We start from the raw sequence: 17614 nt of genomic DNA, 5'->3' as shown, positions 1-17614 counted from the left end.
GTGTTACTCACCCGTTCGCCGCTCGAGTACCCCCGAAGGGGCCTTTCCGCTCGACTTGCATGTGTTAAGCACGCCGCCAGCGTTCGTCCTGAGCCAGGATCAAACTCTCCATCAAGGCACAACGACCGAACAAGGGGCGAACCCTGAACGGCCAAACCTCAGGAAATAAATCCCGGCAGGCACGACCCCTCGTAGAGGGCCGTGCATTGCCTCAAAGAAATCCCCACCACCCCACAACAGGGGTGGCTACGGGGACGACCAAACCAGGAAACCCGGCCTGGCCGTATAAAGGCACTGGCTTTTAACACGCTGTTGAGTTCTCAAGAAACGGACACCCACCGTGTCGGATCGGCTTTCGCTTTTCCGGCTTCCGGGGCGACTCGTGTTACTTTACCGGATCCGGGCGGACTGTCAATTCCGCCCTTTTCTGGCACGCCGATCCGAACCCGCTTGCGCGGTTTCGTTCCGGCGGTGGAACCATTTCATCAGATCCGGCCCGATTGTCAAAACTGAGCCTTTCCGACGCCACGACGCGACGGACACGACGAAGCCGTGTCCGTTTGGGAGGTCGTGGTTTCCCCGATCGGTCGGCCGCCCATGAGGCGTCCTGCATCCGTGCTGGGGACGAACGGCCAAGATACGTGGACTCGGCAACCTCGTCAAATCGGCGCCCGGGGGCCTGGGAGAAAGGAATGGATCAGCCTCCTCGTACGCTCTCTCTCCGTCACGACGGAAGGATCGATCATGAGCGACGACGGACGCGCCTTGGTGCTAGGCGGCGGGGGCGTCGCGGGCATCGCCTGGCTGACCGGGGTCATCGCCGGGCTCGCCCGCGCGGGAACGGACGTGACCGGCGCCGACCTCCTGCTCGGCACCTCGGCGGGCGCCACGGTGGCCGCGCAGGTCGGCAGCAGCATCCCGGTCGACGAGATGTTCGCTCGGCAAGCCGACCCCGAGTTGCAGACCCGCGAACTGGTGCCGTCCGGCGGCATGTCCCCAGCTGAGATCATGGAGGTCTTGGCTCGGCTCGTGGAGGAGAACGGCGGTGACCTGACCGCCGTGCGCCAGCAGATCGGGGCGCGGGCGCTGGCGGCCGAGACGGTGCCGGAGCGGGAGCGGCTGGCGGTGATCGAGGCGCGGCTGCCCGTTCACGAGTGGCCGGCCCGGACGCTGCGGGTCACGGCGGTGAACGCGCTGACCGGCGAGCCGCGGGTCTTCGACCGCGAGTCCGGGGTGGGGCTGGTGGACGCGGTGGCGGCGAGCAGCGCCGTACCGATGATCTGGCCGCCGGTGACGATCGACGGCGTCCGGTACGTGGACGGCGGGGTGCGGACGATGACCAACCTCGACCTGGCCGCCGGATACGGGCGCGTCCTGCTGCTCGCGCCGCTGCCGGATCCGGCGCTCGACGCGGGCGTCGCCGCGGTGGCGGAGAAGGGCGGACGGGTCGAGGTGATCAGTCCGGACGAGCCGTCGCTGGCCGCGTTCGGGACGGACCCGCTGTCGCCCTCCACCCGGACCCCGGCGGCGAAGGCGGGACTCGCGCAGGGTGAGGCGCTGGCCGCGAAGGTCGCCGCGTTCTGGTCGTAAGCCCCTACGCCTCACGCATGGGCCCGTGTTCCTGGCCTGACCGGCCGAAGCGCGGGATCGTCACGAGCCTCGGCATCCGCGGCGTTTCGTGTTGGAAGACGCCAGCGCAGCTCAGGGGTTTCGTTCTAGGCGTCCGCGTAGCCAGCTGAGCGCCTCGGCGCCTTGGGCGCGCTGGAATTCGCGCAGGGCGGGGAGCCCCGGGGGCGGCGGGCGCAGGCCCTGCTCGACGAAGAAGCCGGCGAGCGCGGCGACGACCCGTGTCACGGCCTCGGCGTCGGCGTCCCGGCCGAGGGGATGGGCGGTGAAGACGTCGTCGGGCGGCGGCCCGCCCTGCATGCGGACGCTCGGCAGCATCGCGAGGAGGTCGAACCACGGGGCGGCCAGGCAGGCCCACGGCCAGTCGATGACGACGACCCGGTCGGCGGTGAGCAGGACGTTGTCGGCGCGGATGTCGGCGTGCGCGAGCGTGGTCCCGGCGGCGGCGTCCTCCCATTCGGATTCGAGGGCGGCGAGCCGGGTGAGGTTCGTCCGGGCCCAGGGGTCAAGGTTCGCGAGGTCGCGTCCGGAGTCGGTGGAGAGGACGCGCCAGCCGCGAAAGGCTTCGCCGAACCGCTCGGCCAGGGTCGGCGCGTCGACCGGCGACGGGGTCATGGCGGACGCCAGCTCCCCGAGCGCGGCCAGGACGCGGCGCAGATCGGCGTCGGACCAGGGTTCGCGGGGGTGGCGGCCGTCGACGTCCTCGAAGACGAGCGTCACCCAGCCGTCGTGGTCGAGGGAGCCGAGCAGGCGCGGGACGGGCGCGGACGCGGGCAGCGCCGCGGCGATCCGGGCCTCGGCGCGGTGGATGCCGGGCGAGTCGGGGTTCAGTTCGGGTCCGACGGACTTGGCGAAGGCGCGGCGGCCGTCGTCCAGCAGGAGGCGGGCGGCGACGCCGGGCGAGAACCCGCCGGGCTGGGAGACCGCCTCGACGACCACGCCCTCCAGCAGCGCCTCGACCCCGGCGCGGACGTGTTCGGGCGTGCCCTCCCAGGGGAGCCGAGTGCTGGTCGCGGTGTCCATCAGGGCATTGTGGCGCGCCGCGGTCAGGTGACGGGAACGATTTTCGCGGCGGTGAGCCGTCCGTCGCGGATGTCGAGGAGGCCGATCGTGCCGTGCGGCTGGCGGCGCCGGTCGGTCGGCGAGCCCGGGTTGAAGATGCGGACGCCGTCGCCCGTCTCGTCCAGCGGGATGTGCGAGTGGCCGAAGACGACGAGGTCGGCGGCGGGGAACCAGCGGCGCATCCGGGCGGTGCGGCCGCGTGCCTGGCCGCTGTCGTGGACCATCGCGACGGCCAGGCCGTCCAGGTCGAGTTCGAGGCGTTCGGGCGCGCCCCAGGCGGCGACGTCGGGGCCGTCGTTGTTGCCGAGGACGGCGTGCACCGGCGCGAACTCGGCCAGTTCGTCCAGGACGGAGGCGGTGCACACGTCGCCCGCGTGCAGGATCACGTCGGCGTCCCGCAGGTGCTCGGCGACCCGCGGCGGGCACGACTTCCAGCGCCGCGGGGCGTGGGTGTCGGAGATGGCCACCGCTCTCATCCGTCCCATTGTCGCGCACGGCTGCGAACGGCCCCCGGGAGGGCGGGTGATTTTGCCACGGCGGGGCTCGGACACCAGTGGGAAACAACTGTAAGCACGATGTCATTACATTGTTCTGACCTGCGGAGTTAGGCTCGGGATTCCTCGCGTTCGTCCAGCGGATCCCGGCCGTACGCCCCCGGTCGTTCCGACACGGCGACCCAGCACCGCGAGGGCCAGAGGGGACGGCCGGACCCCGAGGAGGATGATCACTCCCTTGCACCGGCCCCGGGGTTCCGGCCGTCTCCAACGCAGCCGGGGCGGACGTCAGCCGCCGACGGTCGGCAGGCCCGCCGCCCGCCAGGCGCGGAAGCCGCCCACGACGTCGGTCGCGCGGGTGAGCCCGAGGTCCTGGAGGGACGCGGCGGCCAGGCTGGACGTGTAGCCCTCCGAGCAGAGCACGATGACGCGCACGTCGTGGCCGGTGGCCTGGGGCAGCCGCGCGTCGGACGCCGGGTCGAACCGCCATTCCAGGACGTTCCGCTCCACGATGAGCGCGCCGGGCACTTCGCCCTCGTCGGCGCGCTGGGCCGCGGGGCGGATGTCGACGAGCAGGGCGCCGTCGCGCGTCTCCGCGTGGGCCTGCGCCGGGTCGATGCGCGTCAGCCGGTCGCGGGCGTCGGCGAGGACCTCGTTGATTGTGCGAGCCATGGCGCCCAGCATGACATTCCACTAAACCGGTCGGAAATCCCGTCAGGGCGTGAGCTGCGTCTCCGCGGCGGCGAGGATCTCCTGGATACGCAGGCCGTGGGCGGCGTCCAGCCGGGGTCCGTCCTCCGGCGTGTCGCGGACGGCGGCGGCGAACTCGGCGACCATCCTCGCGAACGCGTCGTCGCCGAGGTCGGACCAGTCGAGCCGGGCATGGCCGTGCCGTCCGTACACCTCGACGTGGGCGGGCGGGAGGTCGCCGGCGCCCGCCATCGACACGGACGCCTGGCTGACCGCGCCGCTCTCGTGCTCCAGCGTCAGCCCGACCCAGCCCAGCGGGTCGCCGTGCGCGCGGACGCCGGCGACCCGGCCGAGCGCGGCGTCCAGGAGGTCGACGATGTGCGGGCCGAGGTCGAGCAGCGCGCCCTTCTCCAGCCGCCAGGGCGTGGCGAACGGCCCGCCGCCGAGCGTGGACGAGACGAACGAGCCGTAGCCGCCGAACGGGTCGAGGTCCCGCGCGCGGGCGAGGAAGGCGCGGGCGGCGGCGGAGTAGCGCAGCGTGAACACCATCCGGGACGCGACGCCCGACTCGGCGACGGCGTCCGCGAGCAGCCGCGCCCCGGCGAGGTCCATGGCGAGGGGCTTCTCCAGCAGGACGGCCTTGCCCGCGCGGGCCGCCCGCGCCGCCAGCCCGGCCTGCACGTCCGGCGGGACGGAGAACGCCACGGCCTCGCAGGCGTCGAACAGCTCCTCGATCCGGGCGAAGGACGGCGCGTTGTGCCGGGCCGCCAGCTCGGCGGACGCCTCCGGCCGCCGCGCCCACACGCCCGCGAGCCGGGTGCCGGGGCCCGCCGCCAGCGCGGGCGCGTGCACCATCCCGGCCCACGGGCCCGCCCCGACCAGACCCACCGCCACGGGGGAATCGCTCATGGAGAACAAACTAGACGTTCCCGTCCCAACGGGGACGTTCAGCCGAGCTGGACGCCGAAGAACAGCGCGGCCAGGGCGCCCGCCGCGCCGACCGCGCCCCACGCGGCGAGCCCGGCCTTGGACGTGGCGCGCATGTGCAGGAACGCGCCCGCCCCCGAGAGCAGGACGAACACGAGCTTCACCTCGAGCGTCCGCTGCGCGGCGTCCGTGAGGTCGCCCGAGGTGATGTTCCACACGCCGGTGAGGATCAGGACGGCGAACGCGGGCCAGGCGATCGCGTTGAAGCGGCGGGCGGCGGCCTTGGCGACGCCGTCGTACCCGCGCAGCGCGGGCACCAGCGCGCCGAGCGTGATCTGCCCGCCGACCCAGATCGTCGCGGCCAGCACGTGCAGGAAGATGCGCAGGTCGGCGGTGGTGACGGCGAGCACGGGGCCTCCGGGGGCGAAGATCGGGGGGACGGTTTTCCAGGGACGCTACCGCCCGTCCCGCCGGGCCCGCGTCCGGGGTAAGAGGACGCGCTCGTGGAGCCGCGCGGCGGCGAGGAGGGACCTTCGTTCCGGGACCGATCCTCGGCCGGGTCCTCAGGGACGGGGCCAGGCGCGCCCGGAGAGCCGCTCGATGTCGATGTTGAACCGCTTGAGGTAGGCGGCGAAGGCGGCGACCTCGTCGGGCGTCCAGCCCGCGAGGACCTTGTCGAGCCCGGCGACGATGTGCTCGCGGTGCTCGTCCAGGCGGCGGGCGCCGTCGCGGGTGATGCGGAACTTGCGGGCGATGCCGCCCTCGGGGTCGGGGATGCGCTCCAGCAGCCCGGCGCGCGTCATCGCCGACGTCTGCCGGTTGAGCGTGGACTGGTCGAGCCCGAAGGCGTCGCTGAGCTGGCGGATGGACATCGGCCCCTCGGCGCGCACCCGGCTCAGCAGGATGTAGGCGCTGCGCTCCAGGCCGCCCGCCTCGTCGCCCGCGCCGGAGGCGACCCTCAGCGTGTAGCGGCCGAGCAGCATGGTCTCGTACTCGATCAGGTGCGTGGGCCGGTCCATCCCTGGCGATCGTACACCTCCGCTTTGTGCATCATGCACATCATATGTATCGTGCACATGCACTCACCTGCGGCCGGACGCCGCGGACAGGACGGGAGACACCACGTGGACCACCCCAAGCACGCCGCCGCGGCCGGACGCCCCGGCGGGATCGTGGCGGTGCTGGCGGTCGCCGGCGTCATCGCCGCGCTCATGCAGACGCTGGTGGTGCCGCTCATCGGCGAGCTGCCGAAGCTGCTGCACACCACGGCGGCCAACGCCTCGTGGGCGGTCACGGCGACGCTGCTCGCGGGGGCGGTCGCCGTCCCGTCCACCGGGCGGCTCGCGGACCTCTACGGCAAGCGGCGGATGCTGCTCGCCTGCACGGTCCCGCTGATCGCGGGCTCGGTGCTGTGCGCGGTCGCGGGCTCGCTCGCCCCGATGATCGTGGGGCGCGGGCTCCAGGGCATGGGGATGGGGATCGTCCCGCTCGGCATCAGCGCGATGCGCGACCTGCTGCCGCCCGAGCGGCTCGGGTCGTCGATCGCGCTGATGAGCTCCTCGCTCGGCATCGGCGGCGCGCTCGGCCTGCCGGTAGCTGCGGCGGTCGCCGAGAACGCGAGCTGGCGGGTGCTGTTCTGGGGCGCGGCCGGGCTGAGCGTGCTGATCGCCGCGCTGATCTGGCGGATGGTGCCCGCCGTGCCGCGGCAGGCCGCCGGGCGGTTCGACGTGCCGGGCGCGGTCGGGCTCGGCGCGGGCCTCGTGTGCCTGCTGCTGGGCGTGTCCAAGGGCGCCGACTGGGGGTGGACGAGCGGGACGACGCTCGGCCTGCTCGCCGCCGCCGTCGCGGTCCTGCTCGTGTGGTGCTGGTGGGAGCTGCGCACCGCCGACCCGCTGGTCGACCTGCGCGTCACCGCCGGACGCCAGGTCGGGCTGACGAACGCGGCGTCGGTGCTGGTCGGGTTCGCGATGTACGCGCAGTCGCTGATCGTGATCCAGCTCCTCCAGCTCCCGAAGGCCACCGGGTACGGGCTCGGGCAGTCGATGCTCGCGGCCGGGCTGTGGATGGCGCCCGCCGGGCTCATGATGATGGCCGTGTCCCCGCTCGGCGCGCGGCTGTCGCGGGCGCGCGGGCCGAAGGTGACGCTGTGCGCGGGCAGCCTCGTCATCGCGGTCGGCTACGGGATGTCGATCGGGCTGCTCGGCTCGACGTGGGGCGTCCTCGCGCTCACCTGCGTCATCAACGCGGGCGTCGGGCTCGCCTACGGCGCCATGCCCGCGCTGATCATGAGCGCGGTGCCGCTGTCGGAGACGGGCGCGGCCAACAGCTTCAACACCGTCATGCGCTCGGTCGGGACGTCGGTGTCGGCGGCGGTCGTCGGCGTCGTCCTGGCGCAGATGACCACCGACCTGGGCGGGCACGCGCTGCCGTCCGAGAGCGGGTTCCACGCGGGGATGCTGATCGCGGGCGCCGGGGCGCTCGCCGGGGCGCTGGTCACGCTCGGGCTGCCCGGCGGGAGGGCGCGGCGCGCCGCCGCGGGCGGCGACGTGAGGGCCGAGGCGCCCGCCCGCACCTGACCGGCGCGGCCGGGCGGCCGGGTTGCCCGGCTTGATAGCTTGATCGGCGTGAAGGTCGCATTGATCGACTCGGGACTCGGCCTGCTGTCCACCGCCGGTTGGGTGCGGCACCTCGTCCCGGAGCTCGACCTGCTCCTGCTCCTCGACCCGGACGGCGCGCCGTGGGGCCCGCGCAGCACCTCGTTCATCACCGCGCGGCTGTTCGCCGCCGCGCACGCCGCGATCGAGCGGGACGCGGACGCGATCGTCGTCCCCTGCAACACCGCCACCGTCACCGCCATCGACGCCCTGCGGAGCGAGTTCGAGCCGGGCGTGCCCGTCATCGGGACGGTCCCCGCGGTGAAGCCCGCGGCCGCGGCGGGCAGCAGCATCGCCGTGTGGGCGACCGTCCGGACGACGGCGAGCGCCTACCAGACCCGGCTGATCGCCGACTTCGCCGGCGGCAAGCCGGTCGAGCGGGTCGCCTGCCCGGGCCTCGCCGAGGCGATCGACCTCGGGGACGTCGCCGCCGCGTCGGACGCGATCGCGGACGCGGCGGAGCGCACCCCCCTGCACTGCGACGCCGTCGTCCTCGGGTGCACGCACTATCCGCTGGTCGCGGCGGAGATCCTCGGGCGGCTGCCCGCGGGCGCGACCCTCTACGACAGCGCGGAGGCGGTCGCCCGGCAGACGCTCCGCCGCCTCGGCCTGGCCCACGCGCCGGACGGCCCGGAGGGCGTGGTCGACGTGATGCTCAGCGGCCGTCCGGGGCGGCTGCCGGACAGCGCGCACGCCTATCCGGTGGGCCGCGTCCTCGACGCGGCCGGGCGGATGCCCCGCGAGGCGCTGCTGGCCGAGTCCGCGCGGCGGCAGGACGCGCCGCTGCCGTCCGGGGACGGTGTCGGGGAGACCCTTTGACCCGGGAGGTCCTGCCGACCTGGGAGGTCCCGTGAGGATCTGCGTGTTCGGGCTCGGCGCGGTCGGCGGGCTGATCGCCGCGCGGCTCGCGCGGTCCGGCGTCCCGGTCGCGGGCGTCGCGCGGGGCGCGACGCTGGGAGCGATCCGGGAGCGCGGCGGCCTGGTGCTCGCCGAAGGCCCGGACGGGGAGCCGTCCGCCCCGATCCCGCTGACCGTGACCGGCGATCCCGCCGAGCTGGGCCCGCAGGACGTGGTGATCGTCGCGGTCAAGGCGACCGCGCTGCCATCGGCCGCCCCGGCGATCGCCCGGGTCGTCGGGCCGGACACCGCGATCGTGCCCGCGATGAACGGGCTGCCGTGGTGGTTCTTCCACGGCCTCGGCCACGACATCCGCCTGGAGTCGACCGACCCGGACGGGACGCTGTCGCGGCTACTGCCCGCCGGCCAGGTCGTCGGGGCGGTGCTGCACCTGGCCGCCTCATGCCCGGAGCCGGGCGTCGTCCGGCGTCCGGCGGGCGAGCGGATCATCCTGGGCGACCCGGCGGGCGGCTCGGCGCGGGCCGAGCCGGTGGCGGCGGCGCTGCGCGGCGCCGGGTTCGAGGTCGAGACGGCCGACCGGATCCAGCGGGCCGTCTGGTACAAGCTGTGGGGCAACATGACCATGAACCCGCTGTCGGTGATCACGGGCGCGACCATGGACCGCATCCTGGACGACCCGCTCGCCCGCGGGTTCGCGACCGCGTGCATGCGGGAGGCCGCCGAGGTCGGGGCGCGGATCGGGCTGCCGATCGACACCGACCCCGAGGAGCGGCACACGGTCAGCCGCGGGCTCGGCGCGGTCCGCACGTCGATGCTCCAGGACGCCGAGGCCGGGCGGCCCGTCGAGCTGGACGCGCTGGTCGCCGCCGTGACCGAGCTCGGGCGCGCCGTCGGCGTCCCGACGCCGTCCGTGGACGCCCTGTTCGGCCTGGCCCGGCTGAACGCGCGGGTCCGCGGCCTGTACCCGGACGAATGACCTAACGTTGACAGCGTGACCGACCGACCCGACCCGGCCGTCCCGGCCGACCGACTCGACCAGGGCGATCTCGTGGCCGCGCTGAGGCGAGCGGGGGTGAGCCGGGTCGACGACTCCGCGCTGGCCCGCTCCATGTACTCGGCGGACGCGTCGCTGTACCGGGTGCCGCCGCGGGTGGTCGTGACGCCGCGCGAGGCCGCCGAACTGCCCGCCGTGCTGGACGTGTGCCGCCGGTTCGGGGTCCCGCTGACGATGCGCGGCGGCGGGACGTCCATCGCGGGCAACGCGGTCGGCCCCGGCGTGGTCGTGGACGTCGGCCGCCACGTGAACCGCGTCCTGGAGATCGATGCCGAGGCGGGCACGGCGCTGGTGGAGCCGGGGATCGTCCAGGCTCGGCTGCACCGGATCGCGGCGCGGCACGGGCTGCGGTTCGGGCCCGACCCGTCCACCCGGACGCGCGCGACCCTCGGCGGGATGATCGGCAACAACGCCTGCGGGTCGCGGGCCCTCGGATACGGGCGGACCAGCGACAACGTCCTCGGGCTCGACGTGGTCGCGGGGTCCGGGGAGCGGCTGCGGCTCGGCGACGTCCCCGGCGCGGACGGCGCGGCGAGCCCGCTGCTCGACCGGCTGCGGGGCCTCGTGGGCGATCATCTCGCGGTGGTCAGGACGGAGTTCGGGCGCTTCGGGCGCCAGGTGTCCGGCTACTCGCTGGAGCACCTCCTGCCCGAGAACGGCTTCGACGTGGCGCGGGCCCTGACCGGCAGCGAGGGGACCCTCGCGCTGACGCTCGCGGCGCGGATCCGGATGGTGCGCGAACCCGCGTGCCGGGTGCTGGTCGTCCTCGGCTACGGGTCGATGGCCGAGGCGGCGGACGCCGTCCCGGCGATCCTGCCGCACGGCCCGGTGGCCTGCGAGGGCCTCGACGCGCGGATCACCGGCGTGGTGGCCGAGCGGCGCGGCCCCGGCGCGGTGCCGCCGCTGCCCGCCGGGTCCGGCTGGATGCTCGTGGAGCTCGCCGGGCCGGACGTCGCGGCGCTGCGCGCCAGGGCGCGCGAGGTCGTCGCCGACTCCGGGTGCGGCGACTCGATGCTCGTCGAGGACATGGCGCTCGCCGACGCGCTGTGGCGGATCCGCGAGGACGGCTCCGGCCTGGTCGCGCGCACCCCGGGCGGGGAGCAGGCGCACGCCGGGTGGGAGGACGCGGCCGTCCCGCCCGAGCGGCTCGGCGCCTACCTGCGCGAGTTCGAGGAGCTGCTGGCGCGGTACGAGCTGTTCGGCGTCCCGTACGGGCACTTCGGCGACGGGTGCATCCACGTCCGCATCGACTTCCCGTTCGCCCGTCCCGACGGCACGCGGGTCTTCCGGAGCTTCCTGAACGACGCGGCCGCGCTGGCGGCGCGGCACGGCGGGACGATGTCCGGCGAGCACGGCGACGGGCGCGCCCGCAGCGAGCTGCTGCCGCACATGTACTCCCCCGAGGCCCTCGCCCTGTGCTCGGCGGTCAAGGACGTGTTCGACCCGGACGACCTGCTCAACCCGGGCATCATCGTCCGCCCGGCGCCGGTGGACGAGGGGCTGCGCCCCGCCCAGGCCGTCCCGCTGACCCGCGGCCTCGGCCTCGCCTACCGGGACGACCGCGGCGACCTGTCCCGGGCCGTGCACCGCTGCACGGGCGTGGGCAAGTGCCGGGCCGACAACACCGGCGCGGGCGGCGTGATGTGCCCGTCGTTCCTCGCGACGCGGGAGGAGAAGGACTCCACCCGCGCACGTGCGCGCGTCCTCCAGGACGCGGTCATCGGGAGGCTCGGCCCCGACCCCTGGAGGTCGGAGGCCCTGCACGACGTGCTCGACCTGTGCCTGTCGTGCAAGGGGTGCGCGTCGGACTGCCCGACCGGCATCGACATGGCGTCCTACAAGGCGGAGGCGTTGTACCAGCGCTACCGCCGCAGGATCCGGCCCCGTGCTCACTACGCGCTCGGCCTGCTGCCGCGCTGGACCCGGCTCATGGCCCACGTCCCCGCGCTGGTCCGGCCGACCAACGCGGCGATGCGCGCCCGCGCCCTGCGGCCCCTGGTCGCCTGGAGCGCGGGGATCGACCGGCGCCGCTCGCTCCCGGAGTTCGCGCCGCGGACGTTCCGCCGCCGGTTCGCGTCCCATCGCAGCCGGGAGGGACGCAACGGCGAGGTCGTCCTGTTCGTCGACACGTTCACCGACGCCTTCTCCCCCGACGTCGGCATGGCGGCCGTGCGGGTGCTCGAACACGCCGGATACCGCGTCACCGTCACCGCGCGGCCGGTGTGCTGCGGCATCACGTGGATCTCCACCGGGCAGCTCGACGGCGCCCGCGCGCAGGCGCGGCGGACCGTCCGCGCGCTGCTCCCGCACGTCCGGCGCGGCGCGCTGGTCGTGGGCCTGGAGCCGTCCTGCACGGGCGTGCTGCGCTCCGACGCCGCCGAGCTGCTGCGCGGCGTGGACGCGGCCGCCGCCCGCGAGGTCGCCGCCGCCACCCGCACCCTCGCCGAGCTGCTCACCGAGACCGCCGACTGGACGCCGCCCGACCTGTCCGGCGTCACCGGCGTCGCGCAGCCGCACTGCCACCACCACGCCGTCATGGGCTGGGCCACCGACGCCGCCCTGCTGGAACGGGCGGGCGCCCGCCTCGACCGCCTCGGAAACTGCTGCGGCCTCGCGGGGAACTTCGGCGTCGAGAAGGGCCACCACGAAGTGTCCGTCGCGGTCGCGGAGCAGCAGTTGCTCCCGGCGGTCCGCAAGGCCGGAGAGGGTGACGCCGTCCTCGCCGACGGGTTCAGCTGCCGCACCCAGCTCCACCAGCTGGCCGGACGGGACGGCGAGCACCTGGCGGAGCTCCTCGCCCGGCACCTGCCGCCCGGCTAGGGTTCGCCGCCGAGCGTCCGGGACAGCGTGAGCGCCGCCGTGTGGACGGCGGGCGCCACGACCGCGAGCCGCATCGTCGTCGCCCAGCCCGACACCGACAGGGCGCCGAGCGCGTACCCGTCCGGCCCGAGGACGGGGCTCGCCGCGCAGACGATCCCGGTCCCCGACTCCTCCCGGTCGTAGGCGACGCCCTCCCGCCGGACCCGCTCCAGCTCCCGGGCGAGCAGGCCGGGGGCGGTGACGCTCCGCTCGCTGGTCTTGGCGAGGCCCGCCTCCAGCACGGACCGCACCACGTCCGGCGGGGAGAACGCGAGGATCGCCTTGCCGACGCCGGTGACGTTCGCGGGCAGCCGCCCGCCCACCTGGGACGGCATCCGCGGCCCGCCCGCCGAGCCGAGGATCTCCACGTAGACGACCTCGGCGCCCTCCAGCACCGCAAGGTGGACGGTCTGCCGCGTCGCCTCCCGCAGGTCGGACATGTGCGGGACGGCCGCGTCCCGCAGCACCCGCTGGCGCGGCACCCGCTGCCCGATCTCGAACAGCTTCAGCCCGAGCCGCACCCGCGGCCCGCGCCGCTCCAGCAGCCCGGCCTCGACGAGGTCGAGCGCGATCCGGTGCGCCGTCGACTTCGGCAGGCCGCTGCGCCGCGCGAGCTCGGCGGGGCCGAGGTCGGCGTCGTCGGCGCGGAAGGCGGCGAGCACCGCGACGGCGCGGCGCAGGAACGTGCCGCCGGACGGCGGGGACTCGGCCATGCAAGAAGTGTCCCACCACGCGGGACGCCCGCGTTGCCCGAGGTAGGCCGCGCGGGGCAGGCTCGGCCTGACCAGCCAGACGACGATAAGGACGGCCCCATGGATCCGGGTTCGGTGGAGAAGGCCGCGGCCGCGCTGCTCGACGCCTACGCGACGCGCACCCCGGTGGCGCCGCTGACGGCGGGCCATCCGGACATGACGGTGGCCGACGCCTACGCGGTCCAGCAGGCGCAGGTCGAGGCGTGGACGGCGGCGGGCGCGCGGATCAAGGGCCACAAGGTCGGGCTGACCTCGGCCGCGATGCAGCGCCAGATGGGCGTCGACCAGCCGGACTTCGGCGTCCTGCTGGACACGATGTTCTTCCAGGACAGCGCCCCGATCCCCACCGGCCGGTTCCTGCAGCCGCGGATCGAGCCGGAGATCGCGTTCGTGCTCGGCCGCCCGCTCGCCGGGCCCGGCGCCACCGCCGCCGACGCGGTCGCCGCCGTCGAGTACGTGCTGCCCGCGCTGGAGGTCATCGACTCCCGCGTCGCGGACTGGAAGATCACGCTGCCGGACACGATCGCGGACAACGCGTCCAGCGGCGGGGTCGTGCTCGGCACCCGCCCGGTCCGGCTGGACGGCCTGGACCTGTCGCTGATGGGGTGCCTGCTGCGCCGCGGCGGCGACCTGATCGACACCGGCGCGGGCGGCGCGGTGCTCGGCTCGCCGATCAACGCGCTGGTGTGGCTGGCGAACGTGCTCGGCGAGCGCGGGGTGTCGCTGGAGGCCGGGCACGTGGTGCTGCCCGGGTCGATCACGGCGGCCGTCCCGGTCGCGCCCGGTGACACGATCACGGCGACGTTCGGCGGCATCGGCACGGTGACCGCCAGGTTCGGGAAGGGGGAGCACTCATGAGCGAAGCGACCCGGGGGGCGCGGGGGGTCGCCCCCTCGCAGGGAGCACGACGCAAGCTGACGGCCGCGATCGTCGGCCCCGGGAACATCGGCACCGACCTGCTGGTCAAGCTGACGCGCAGCGAGCTGATCGAGGTCCACTCGATGGTCGGGGTGGTGCCGGAGTCGGACGGGCTGGAGCGCGCCCGGAAGATGGGCGTCCCGGCGTCGGCGGAGGGGGTGGACTGGCTGCTGGCCCAGCCGACGAAGCCCGACCTCGTGTTCGAGGCGACGTCCGCGAAGGCGCACCTCGCCAACGCGCCCCGCTACGCGGAGGCGGGGATCACGGCGATCGACCTGACACCCGCCGCGACGGGCCCGCTCGTGTGCCCGCCGGTGAACCTGGACACGCTGTCCGACGCCCCGAACCTCAACATGATCACGTGCGGCGGGCAGGCGACGATCCCGATCGTGCACGCCGTGTCGTCGGTGGTCCCGGTGCCGTACGCGGAGATCGTCGCGTCGATCGCGTCCCGCTCGGCGGGGCCCGGCACCCGCGCGAACATCGACGAGTTCACGCAGACGACGGCCCGCGCGATCGAGCGGGTCGGCGGCGCCGGACGCGGCAAGGCGATCATCATCCTGAACCCGGTCACGCCCCCGATGATCATGCGGGACACGGTGTTCTGCGCCATCCCGGAGGACACCGACACGAAGGCCGTGGCGGCGTCGATCGAGAAGATGGTCGCCGAGGTGCAGACCTACGTCCCCGGCTACTCGCTGCGCGCGGAGCCGCAGTTCGACGAGCCCCGCGACATCTGGAACGGCATGGCCCGCGTCGCGGTGTTCCTTGAGGTCCGCGGCAACGGCGACCACCTGCCGCCGTGGGCCGGGAACCTCGACATCATGACCGCGGCCGCCGCTCGTGTCGGCGAGCAGCTCGCGCGCAGGAAGGCGACCACGAAATGAGCGAAGCGAACCGGGGGGTGCGGGGGGTCGTCCCCCCGCAGGGAGCAAGCATGACCGAGAAGATCAGGATCACCGACTCGACTCTGCGGGACGGCAGCCACGCGATGGCGCACCGCTTCACCGAGGAGCAGGTCCGCGGGGTCGTGCACGCGCTGGACGCCGCCGGGGTCGAGGTCATCGAGGTCACGCACGGCGACGGGCTCGGCGGGTCGTCCTTCAACTACGGCTTCTCGCTGGAGGACGACGTCAAGCTGGTCGCCGCCGCCGTGGACGAGGCGACCCGGGCGAAGATCGCCGTCCTGCTGCTGCCGGGGCTCGGCACCGTCGAGGACCTGAGGCTCGCGCACGACGCGGGCGCGTCCGTCGCGCGGATCGCGACGCACTGCACCGAGGCGGACGTGTCGCTGCAGCACTTCGCGGCGGCCCGCGACCTCGGCATGGAGACGGTCGGCTTCCTGATGCTGTCGCACCGGATCGGCCCGGACGAGCTGGCGAAGCAGGCCCGGATCATGGTGGACGGCGGCGCCCAGTGCGTCTACGTCGTCGACTCGGCGGGCGCGCTCGTCCTCGGCGACGCGCAGGAGCGGATCAGCGCGCTGGTCAAGGAGATCGGGCACGAGGCGCAGGTCGGGTTCCACGGGCACCAGAACCTGTCGCTCGGCGTGGCGAACTCCGTCCTTGCGCAGCAGAACGGGGCCCGGCAGATCGACGGGGCGCTGTGCGCGCTCGGCGCGGGCGCGGGCAACTCCCCCACCGAGGTGCTGGTCGCGACGTTCGAGCGGCTCGGCGTCCCGACCGGCGTGGACGTGCAGGGCGCCCTCGCCGCGGCGGACGACGTCGTGAAGCCGTTCCTGCACCGGCTGCCGTTCGCCGACCGGGGCGCGATCACGCAGGGGTACGCGGGCGTGTACTCCAGCTTCCTGCTGCACGCGGAGCGGGCGGCGGAGCGCTACGGCGTCCCGGCGCACGAGATCCTGCAGAAGGTCGGCGAGGCCGGGTACGTCGGCGGCCAGGAAGACATGATCATCGACGTGGCGCTGCAGCTCGCGGCCGAGCGCGAGCGCGCCTCCTGACCTTCGGCGGAAGCGACGGGCGGCCGTCCGGCACCGCCGGGCGGCCGCTCAACGATCTTTGCACGGTGCAACCGTTGGGATAGCTTGGGCGGTATGACCCCCGAGGATCCGGCCGGCCGACATGCCGCGTCGACTCCTCGCGGACGCGAGCGCCGCGAACAGCTGATCCGGATCGGCCTCGACCTGCTCGCCGAGGGCGGCTGGCCCGCGATCACCGCGCGGGCCGTGGCGGACCGGGCCCGCATCCGGCCCGGCCTGCTCCACCACTACTTCAACGGGCTCCCCGGCCTGCACGTGGCGGTCGCGCGGCGCGCCACCGAGATGATCGCCGACCCGGTGCTGGACGCGCTGCTCGCCGCCCCGGACACGGCGTCCGCGGTGGCGGCGGTGCGCGCCCAGATCCCGGCAGCGGCGGCCGAGCGCAACCTCAGGCTCGCCGCGGAGCTGCTGGTCAGGGCGCTGCGCGACCCGCGGATGGGCGCCGAGCGGCGGGACTGGACGCGCGCCGTCCAGGGCCGCGTCGCCGCGCGGCTCGCCGAGACCTGCCCGGACTGGCCCGCCGAGCGCCGGGAGGGCACCGCGATGCTGTGCACGGCGATGCTGGACGGCCTGATGCTGCAGCTGATCCTCGACCCGGACCGGCCCGCCGAGCCGGCGCTCGCCGCGACCGCCGCCCTCGTCGCGGAACCGTAGCCGCCGCGTCAGCCGGGGCCGCCGCCGGGGCCGCCGAGCCTGCCGGGGACGATCGCGACCGGGCACGGCGCGAGCCGCAGCATCCTGGTGCTGGTCGCGCCGAGCGGGTCGGTGCCCGTCCCGCGGTCGCCGAGGACGAGCAGCGCCGCGCCCGCCACCGCGTCCTGGAGCGCCTCGCACGGGCGTTCCAGCAGCAGCGACACGGTCACCTCGACCTTCGGCCACCGGTCCCGCCACGGCGCGACGGCGTCCTCCAGTTCGGCGGCGCGCGTCTTCTCCAGCAGCTCCCGGTCGCTGAACAGCGCCAGCTCCGCGTCCAGGACGGCGCCGGGCTCCCAGCATCCGTACACGACGTGCAGGTCCCGGTCGCGCAGCGCGGCCTCCTCGAACGCGAAGCCGAGCGCGGGGTCGCAGCGGGACGTCCCGTCCACTCCGGCGACGACGGGCCCCGGCCCGCCGGTCGCCTCCCGGACGACGACCACCGGCCGGTCCGCCCGCGCGGGCACCTCCAGGGCGGTCGCGCCGGGGTGCAGCCGCTCGTGCGCGCCGATCACGACCAGCTCGGCGGCGCGGGACGCGTCCAGCAGCGCCGCCGCCGCGGGCCCGCGCATCAGCCGCCGCCGCACCGCGGGCGCGCCGAGCTCCCGGGCCCGCGCGACGCCGCGCTCCAGCAGGTTCTCGCCCGCCCGCCGCCTGATCGTCTCGGCGTCGCGGTCGACGTGCGCGCTCGCGTAGGGCCAGTGCCAGCAGTGGCACAGCTCAAGGTCGAGGTCGCGCCGGCGGGCCTCGTCGACGGCCCAGCGCAGCGCGACGTCGTTCTCGGGCGTCCCGTCGAAGCCGAACAGGACGCTCGGTTTTCGGGTCCTTCCTCCGCGGTCCATATGCCTGCCCTCCTCCTGCCAGTCTGCGCGCATCCGGTCCACTCCAGAAGAGGACGAAGGTCCCTGGGAACGTGCCATCTCAACTCGTACGGCACTCCTGTTACGCGAGACGGCCGCCCAGGGCAAGGGAAGGTGATGGAAAGGTCAAGTCCCCTTGATACCCGGCCCCCGATCCGTAAACTCGGG

General features: G+C 74.6%; 17 protein-coding genes and 1 rRNA gene. 9 read left to right on the top strand and 9 right to left on the bottom strand.

The genetic code is table 11. The features are described from left to right. Positions 1–115 (bottom strand): 16S ribosomal RNA (locus tag FXF68_RS34900); the annotation flags it as partial. Between the two features lie 629 nt (positions 116–744). On the opposite strand from FXF68_RS34900, the gene FXF68_RS34895 reads away from it, so the two are divergent. Beyond that, positions 745–1590, top strand: coding sequence for a patatin-like phospholipase family protein (locus tag FXF68_RS34895; RefSeq protein ID WP_148766911.1), 846 nt, complete (start codon positions 745–747; stop codon positions 1588–1590). Positions 1591–1701: 111 nt separating this feature from the next. Here FXF68_RS34895 and FXF68_RS34890 read toward each other — a convergent pair whose 3' ends face one another. From FXF68_RS34890 to FXF68_RS34865, 6 genes are all read right to left on the bottom strand, one after another. After that, positions 1702–2649, bottom strand: a complete 948-nt coding sequence (locus tag FXF68_RS34890) for an aminoglycoside phosphotransferase family protein (protein ID WP_148766909.1) — start codon at positions 2647–2649, stop codon at positions 1702–1704. A 23-nt stretch (positions 2650–2672) separates the two neighbouring features. Further along, positions 2673–3164, bottom strand: a complete 492-nt coding sequence (locus FXF68_RS34885; RefSeq protein ID WP_148766907.1) for a metallophosphoesterase family protein — start codon at positions 3162–3164, stop codon at positions 2673–2675. Between the two features lie 306 nt (positions 3165–3470). Then, positions 3471–3854, bottom strand: coding sequence for a rhodanese-like domain-containing protein (locus tag FXF68_RS34880; RefSeq protein WP_222870222.1), 384 nt, complete (start codon positions 3852–3854; stop codon positions 3471–3473). A 42-nt stretch (positions 3855–3896) separates the two neighbouring features. Next, positions 3897–4781 carry a Gfo/Idh/MocA family protein gene (locus tag FXF68_RS34875; protein WP_148766903.1) on the bottom strand — a complete coding sequence of 295 codons (885 nt, stop codon included), beginning with the start codon at positions 4779–4781 and terminating at the stop codon, positions 3897–3899. A gap of 38 nt (positions 4782–4819) precedes the next feature. Beyond that, a complete protein-coding gene (locus tag FXF68_RS34870) occupies positions 4820–5209 on the bottom strand; it encodes a hypothetical protein (protein WP_148766901.1) in 390 nt (129 codons plus the stop codon). A gap of 153 nt (positions 5210–5362) precedes the next feature. Further along, complete coding sequence (locus FXF68_RS34865; protein ID WP_148766899.1) at positions 5363–5818, bottom strand: MarR family winged helix-turn-helix transcriptional regulator; 456 nt, start codon at positions 5816–5818, stop codon at positions 5363–5365. Positions 5819–5875: 57 nt separating this feature from the next. Between FXF68_RS34865 and FXF68_RS34860 the strand changes: the two genes are divergently transcribed. From FXF68_RS34860 to FXF68_RS34845, 4 genes are all read left to right on the top strand, one after another. Further along, on the top strand, positions 5876–7375 hold the full coding sequence (locus tag FXF68_RS34860; RefSeq protein WP_148766897.1) for an MFS transporter: 1500 nt from the start codon (positions 5876–5878) through the stop codon (positions 7373–7375). Positions 7376–7423: 48 nt separating this feature from the next. After that, on the top strand, positions 7424–8272 hold the full coding sequence (locus FXF68_RS34855) for a glutamate racemase (RefSeq protein WP_148766895.1): 849 nt from the start codon (positions 7424–7426) through the stop codon (positions 8270–8272). Between the two features lie 31 nt (positions 8273–8303). Next, positions 8304–9287, top strand: coding sequence for a 2-dehydropantoate 2-reductase (locus FXF68_RS34850; protein ID WP_148766893.1), 984 nt, complete (start codon positions 8304–8306; stop codon positions 9285–9287). A gap of 132 nt (positions 9288–9419) precedes the next feature. Beyond that, a complete protein-coding gene (locus FXF68_RS34845; RefSeq protein WP_148766994.1) occupies positions 9420–12185 on the top strand; it encodes an FAD-binding and (Fe-S)-binding domain-containing protein in 2766 nt (921 codons plus the stop codon). Here FXF68_RS34845 and FXF68_RS34840 read toward each other — a convergent pair. Then, on the bottom strand, positions 12182–12937 hold the full coding sequence (locus FXF68_RS34840; protein ID WP_148766891.1) for an IclR family transcriptional regulator: 756 nt from the start codon (positions 12935–12937) through the stop codon (positions 12182–12184). The two genes, FXF68_RS34845 and FXF68_RS34840, sit on opposite strands and share 4 nt — an antisense overlap. 99 nt (positions 12938–13036) lie before the next feature. Here FXF68_RS34840 and FXF68_RS34835 point away from each other — a divergent pair, with 99 nt between their 5' ends. The 4 genes from FXF68_RS34835 (at position 13037) to FXF68_RS34820 (ending at position 16547) form a co-directional block, all read left to right on the top strand. Then, positions 13037–13834: a 2-keto-4-pentenoate hydratase gene (locus FXF68_RS34835; RefSeq protein WP_148766889.1), complete on the top strand. Its 798-nt coding sequence runs from the start codon at positions 13037–13039 to the stop codon at positions 13832–13834. Beyond that, the gene (locus tag FXF68_RS34830) at positions 13831–14781 is read left to right on the top strand and encodes an acetaldehyde dehydrogenase (acetylating) (RefSeq protein ID WP_148766887.1); all 951 of its coding nucleotides are present in this window, start codon (positions 13831–13833) and stop codon (positions 14779–14781) included. The genes FXF68_RS34835 and FXF68_RS34830 overlap by 4 nt, the downstream gene beginning before the upstream one ends. Before the next feature lie 50 nt (positions 14782–14831). Then, entirely contained in the window at positions 14832–15854 is a 1023-nt protein-coding gene (dmpG, locus tag FXF68_RS34825; protein ID WP_148766885.1) for a 4-hydroxy-2-oxovalerate aldolase, read from the top strand. 93 nt (positions 15855–15947) lie between these two features. Continuing rightward, positions 15948–16547, top strand: a complete 600-nt coding sequence (locus FXF68_RS34820) for a TetR/AcrR family transcriptional regulator (RefSeq protein ID WP_222870221.1) — start codon at positions 15948–15950, stop codon at positions 16545–16547. Positions 16548–16555: 8 nt separating this feature from the next. Here FXF68_RS34820 and FXF68_RS34815 read toward each other — a convergent pair whose 3' ends face one another. Next, a complete protein-coding gene (locus FXF68_RS34815; protein WP_148766883.1) occupies positions 16556–17428 on the bottom strand; it encodes a universal stress protein in 873 nt (290 codons plus the stop codon). Between the last annotated feature and the right edge of the window lie 186 nt (positions 17429–17614).

It is taken from the genome of Actinomadura decatromicini (assembly GCF_008121305.1).
Lineage (GTDB): Bacteria > Actinomycetota > Actinomycetes > Streptosporangiales > Streptosporangiaceae > Spirillospora > Spirillospora syzygii.
Note: the sequence above shows the minus strand (reverse complement) of the source record. Positions and strands in the feature narration are given on the sequence as shown.

Bases quoted from the DNA above. Each gene is read 5' to 3' on its own strand.
- FXF68_RS34895 (WP_148766911.1), top strand. From the start codon at position 745: ATGAGCGACGACGGACGCGCCTTGGTGCTAGGCGGCGGGGGCGTCGCG.
- FXF68_RS34890 (WP_148766909.1), bottom strand. From the start codon at position 2,649: ATGGACACCGCGACCAGCACTCGGCTCCCCTGGGAGGGCACGCCCGAA.
- FXF68_RS34885 (WP_148766907.1), bottom strand. From the start codon at position 3,164: ATGAGAGCGGTGGCCATCTCCGACACCCACGCCCCGCGGCGCTGGAAG.
- FXF68_RS34880 (WP_222870222.1), bottom strand. From the start codon at position 3,854: ATGGCTCGCACAATCAACGAGGTCCTCGCCGACGCCCGCGACCGGCTG.
- FXF68_RS34875 (WP_148766903.1), bottom strand. From the start codon at position 4,781: ATGAGCGATTCCCCCGTGGCGGTGGGTCTGGTCGGGGCGGGCCCGTGG.
- FXF68_RS34865 (WP_148766899.1), bottom strand. From the start codon at position 5,818: ATGGACCGGCCCACGCACCTGATCGAGTACGAGACCATGCTGCTCGGC.
- FXF68_RS34860 (WP_148766897.1), top strand. From the start codon at position 5,876: ATGCACTCACCTGCGGCCGGACGCCGCGGACAGGACGGGAGACACCAC.
- FXF68_RS34845 (WP_148766994.1), top strand. From the start codon at position 9,420: ATGTACTCGGCGGACGCGTCGCTGTACCGGGTGCCGCCGCGGGTGGTC.
- FXF68_RS34840 (WP_148766891.1), bottom strand. From the start codon at position 12,937: ATGGCCGAGTCCCCGCCGTCCGGCGGCACGTTCCTGCGCCGCGCCGTC.
- FXF68_RS34835 (WP_148766889.1), top strand. From the start codon at position 13,037: ATGGATCCGGGTTCGGTGGAGAAGGCCGCGGCCGCGCTGCTCGACGCC.
- FXF68_RS34830 (WP_148766887.1), top strand. From the start codon at position 13,831: ATGAGCGAAGCGACCCGGGGGGCGCGGGGGGTCGCCCCCTCGCAGGGA.
- dmpG (WP_148766885.1), top strand. From the start codon at position 14,832: ATGACCGAGAAGATCAGGATCACCGACTCGACTCTGCGGGACGGCAGC.
- FXF68_RS34820 (WP_222870221.1), top strand. From the start codon at position 15,948: ATGACCCCCGAGGATCCGGCCGGCCGACATGCCGCGTCGACTCCTCGC.
- FXF68_RS34815 (WP_148766883.1), bottom strand. From the start codon at position 17,428: ATGGACCGCGGAGGAAGGACCCGAAAACCGAGCGTCCTGTTCGGCTTC.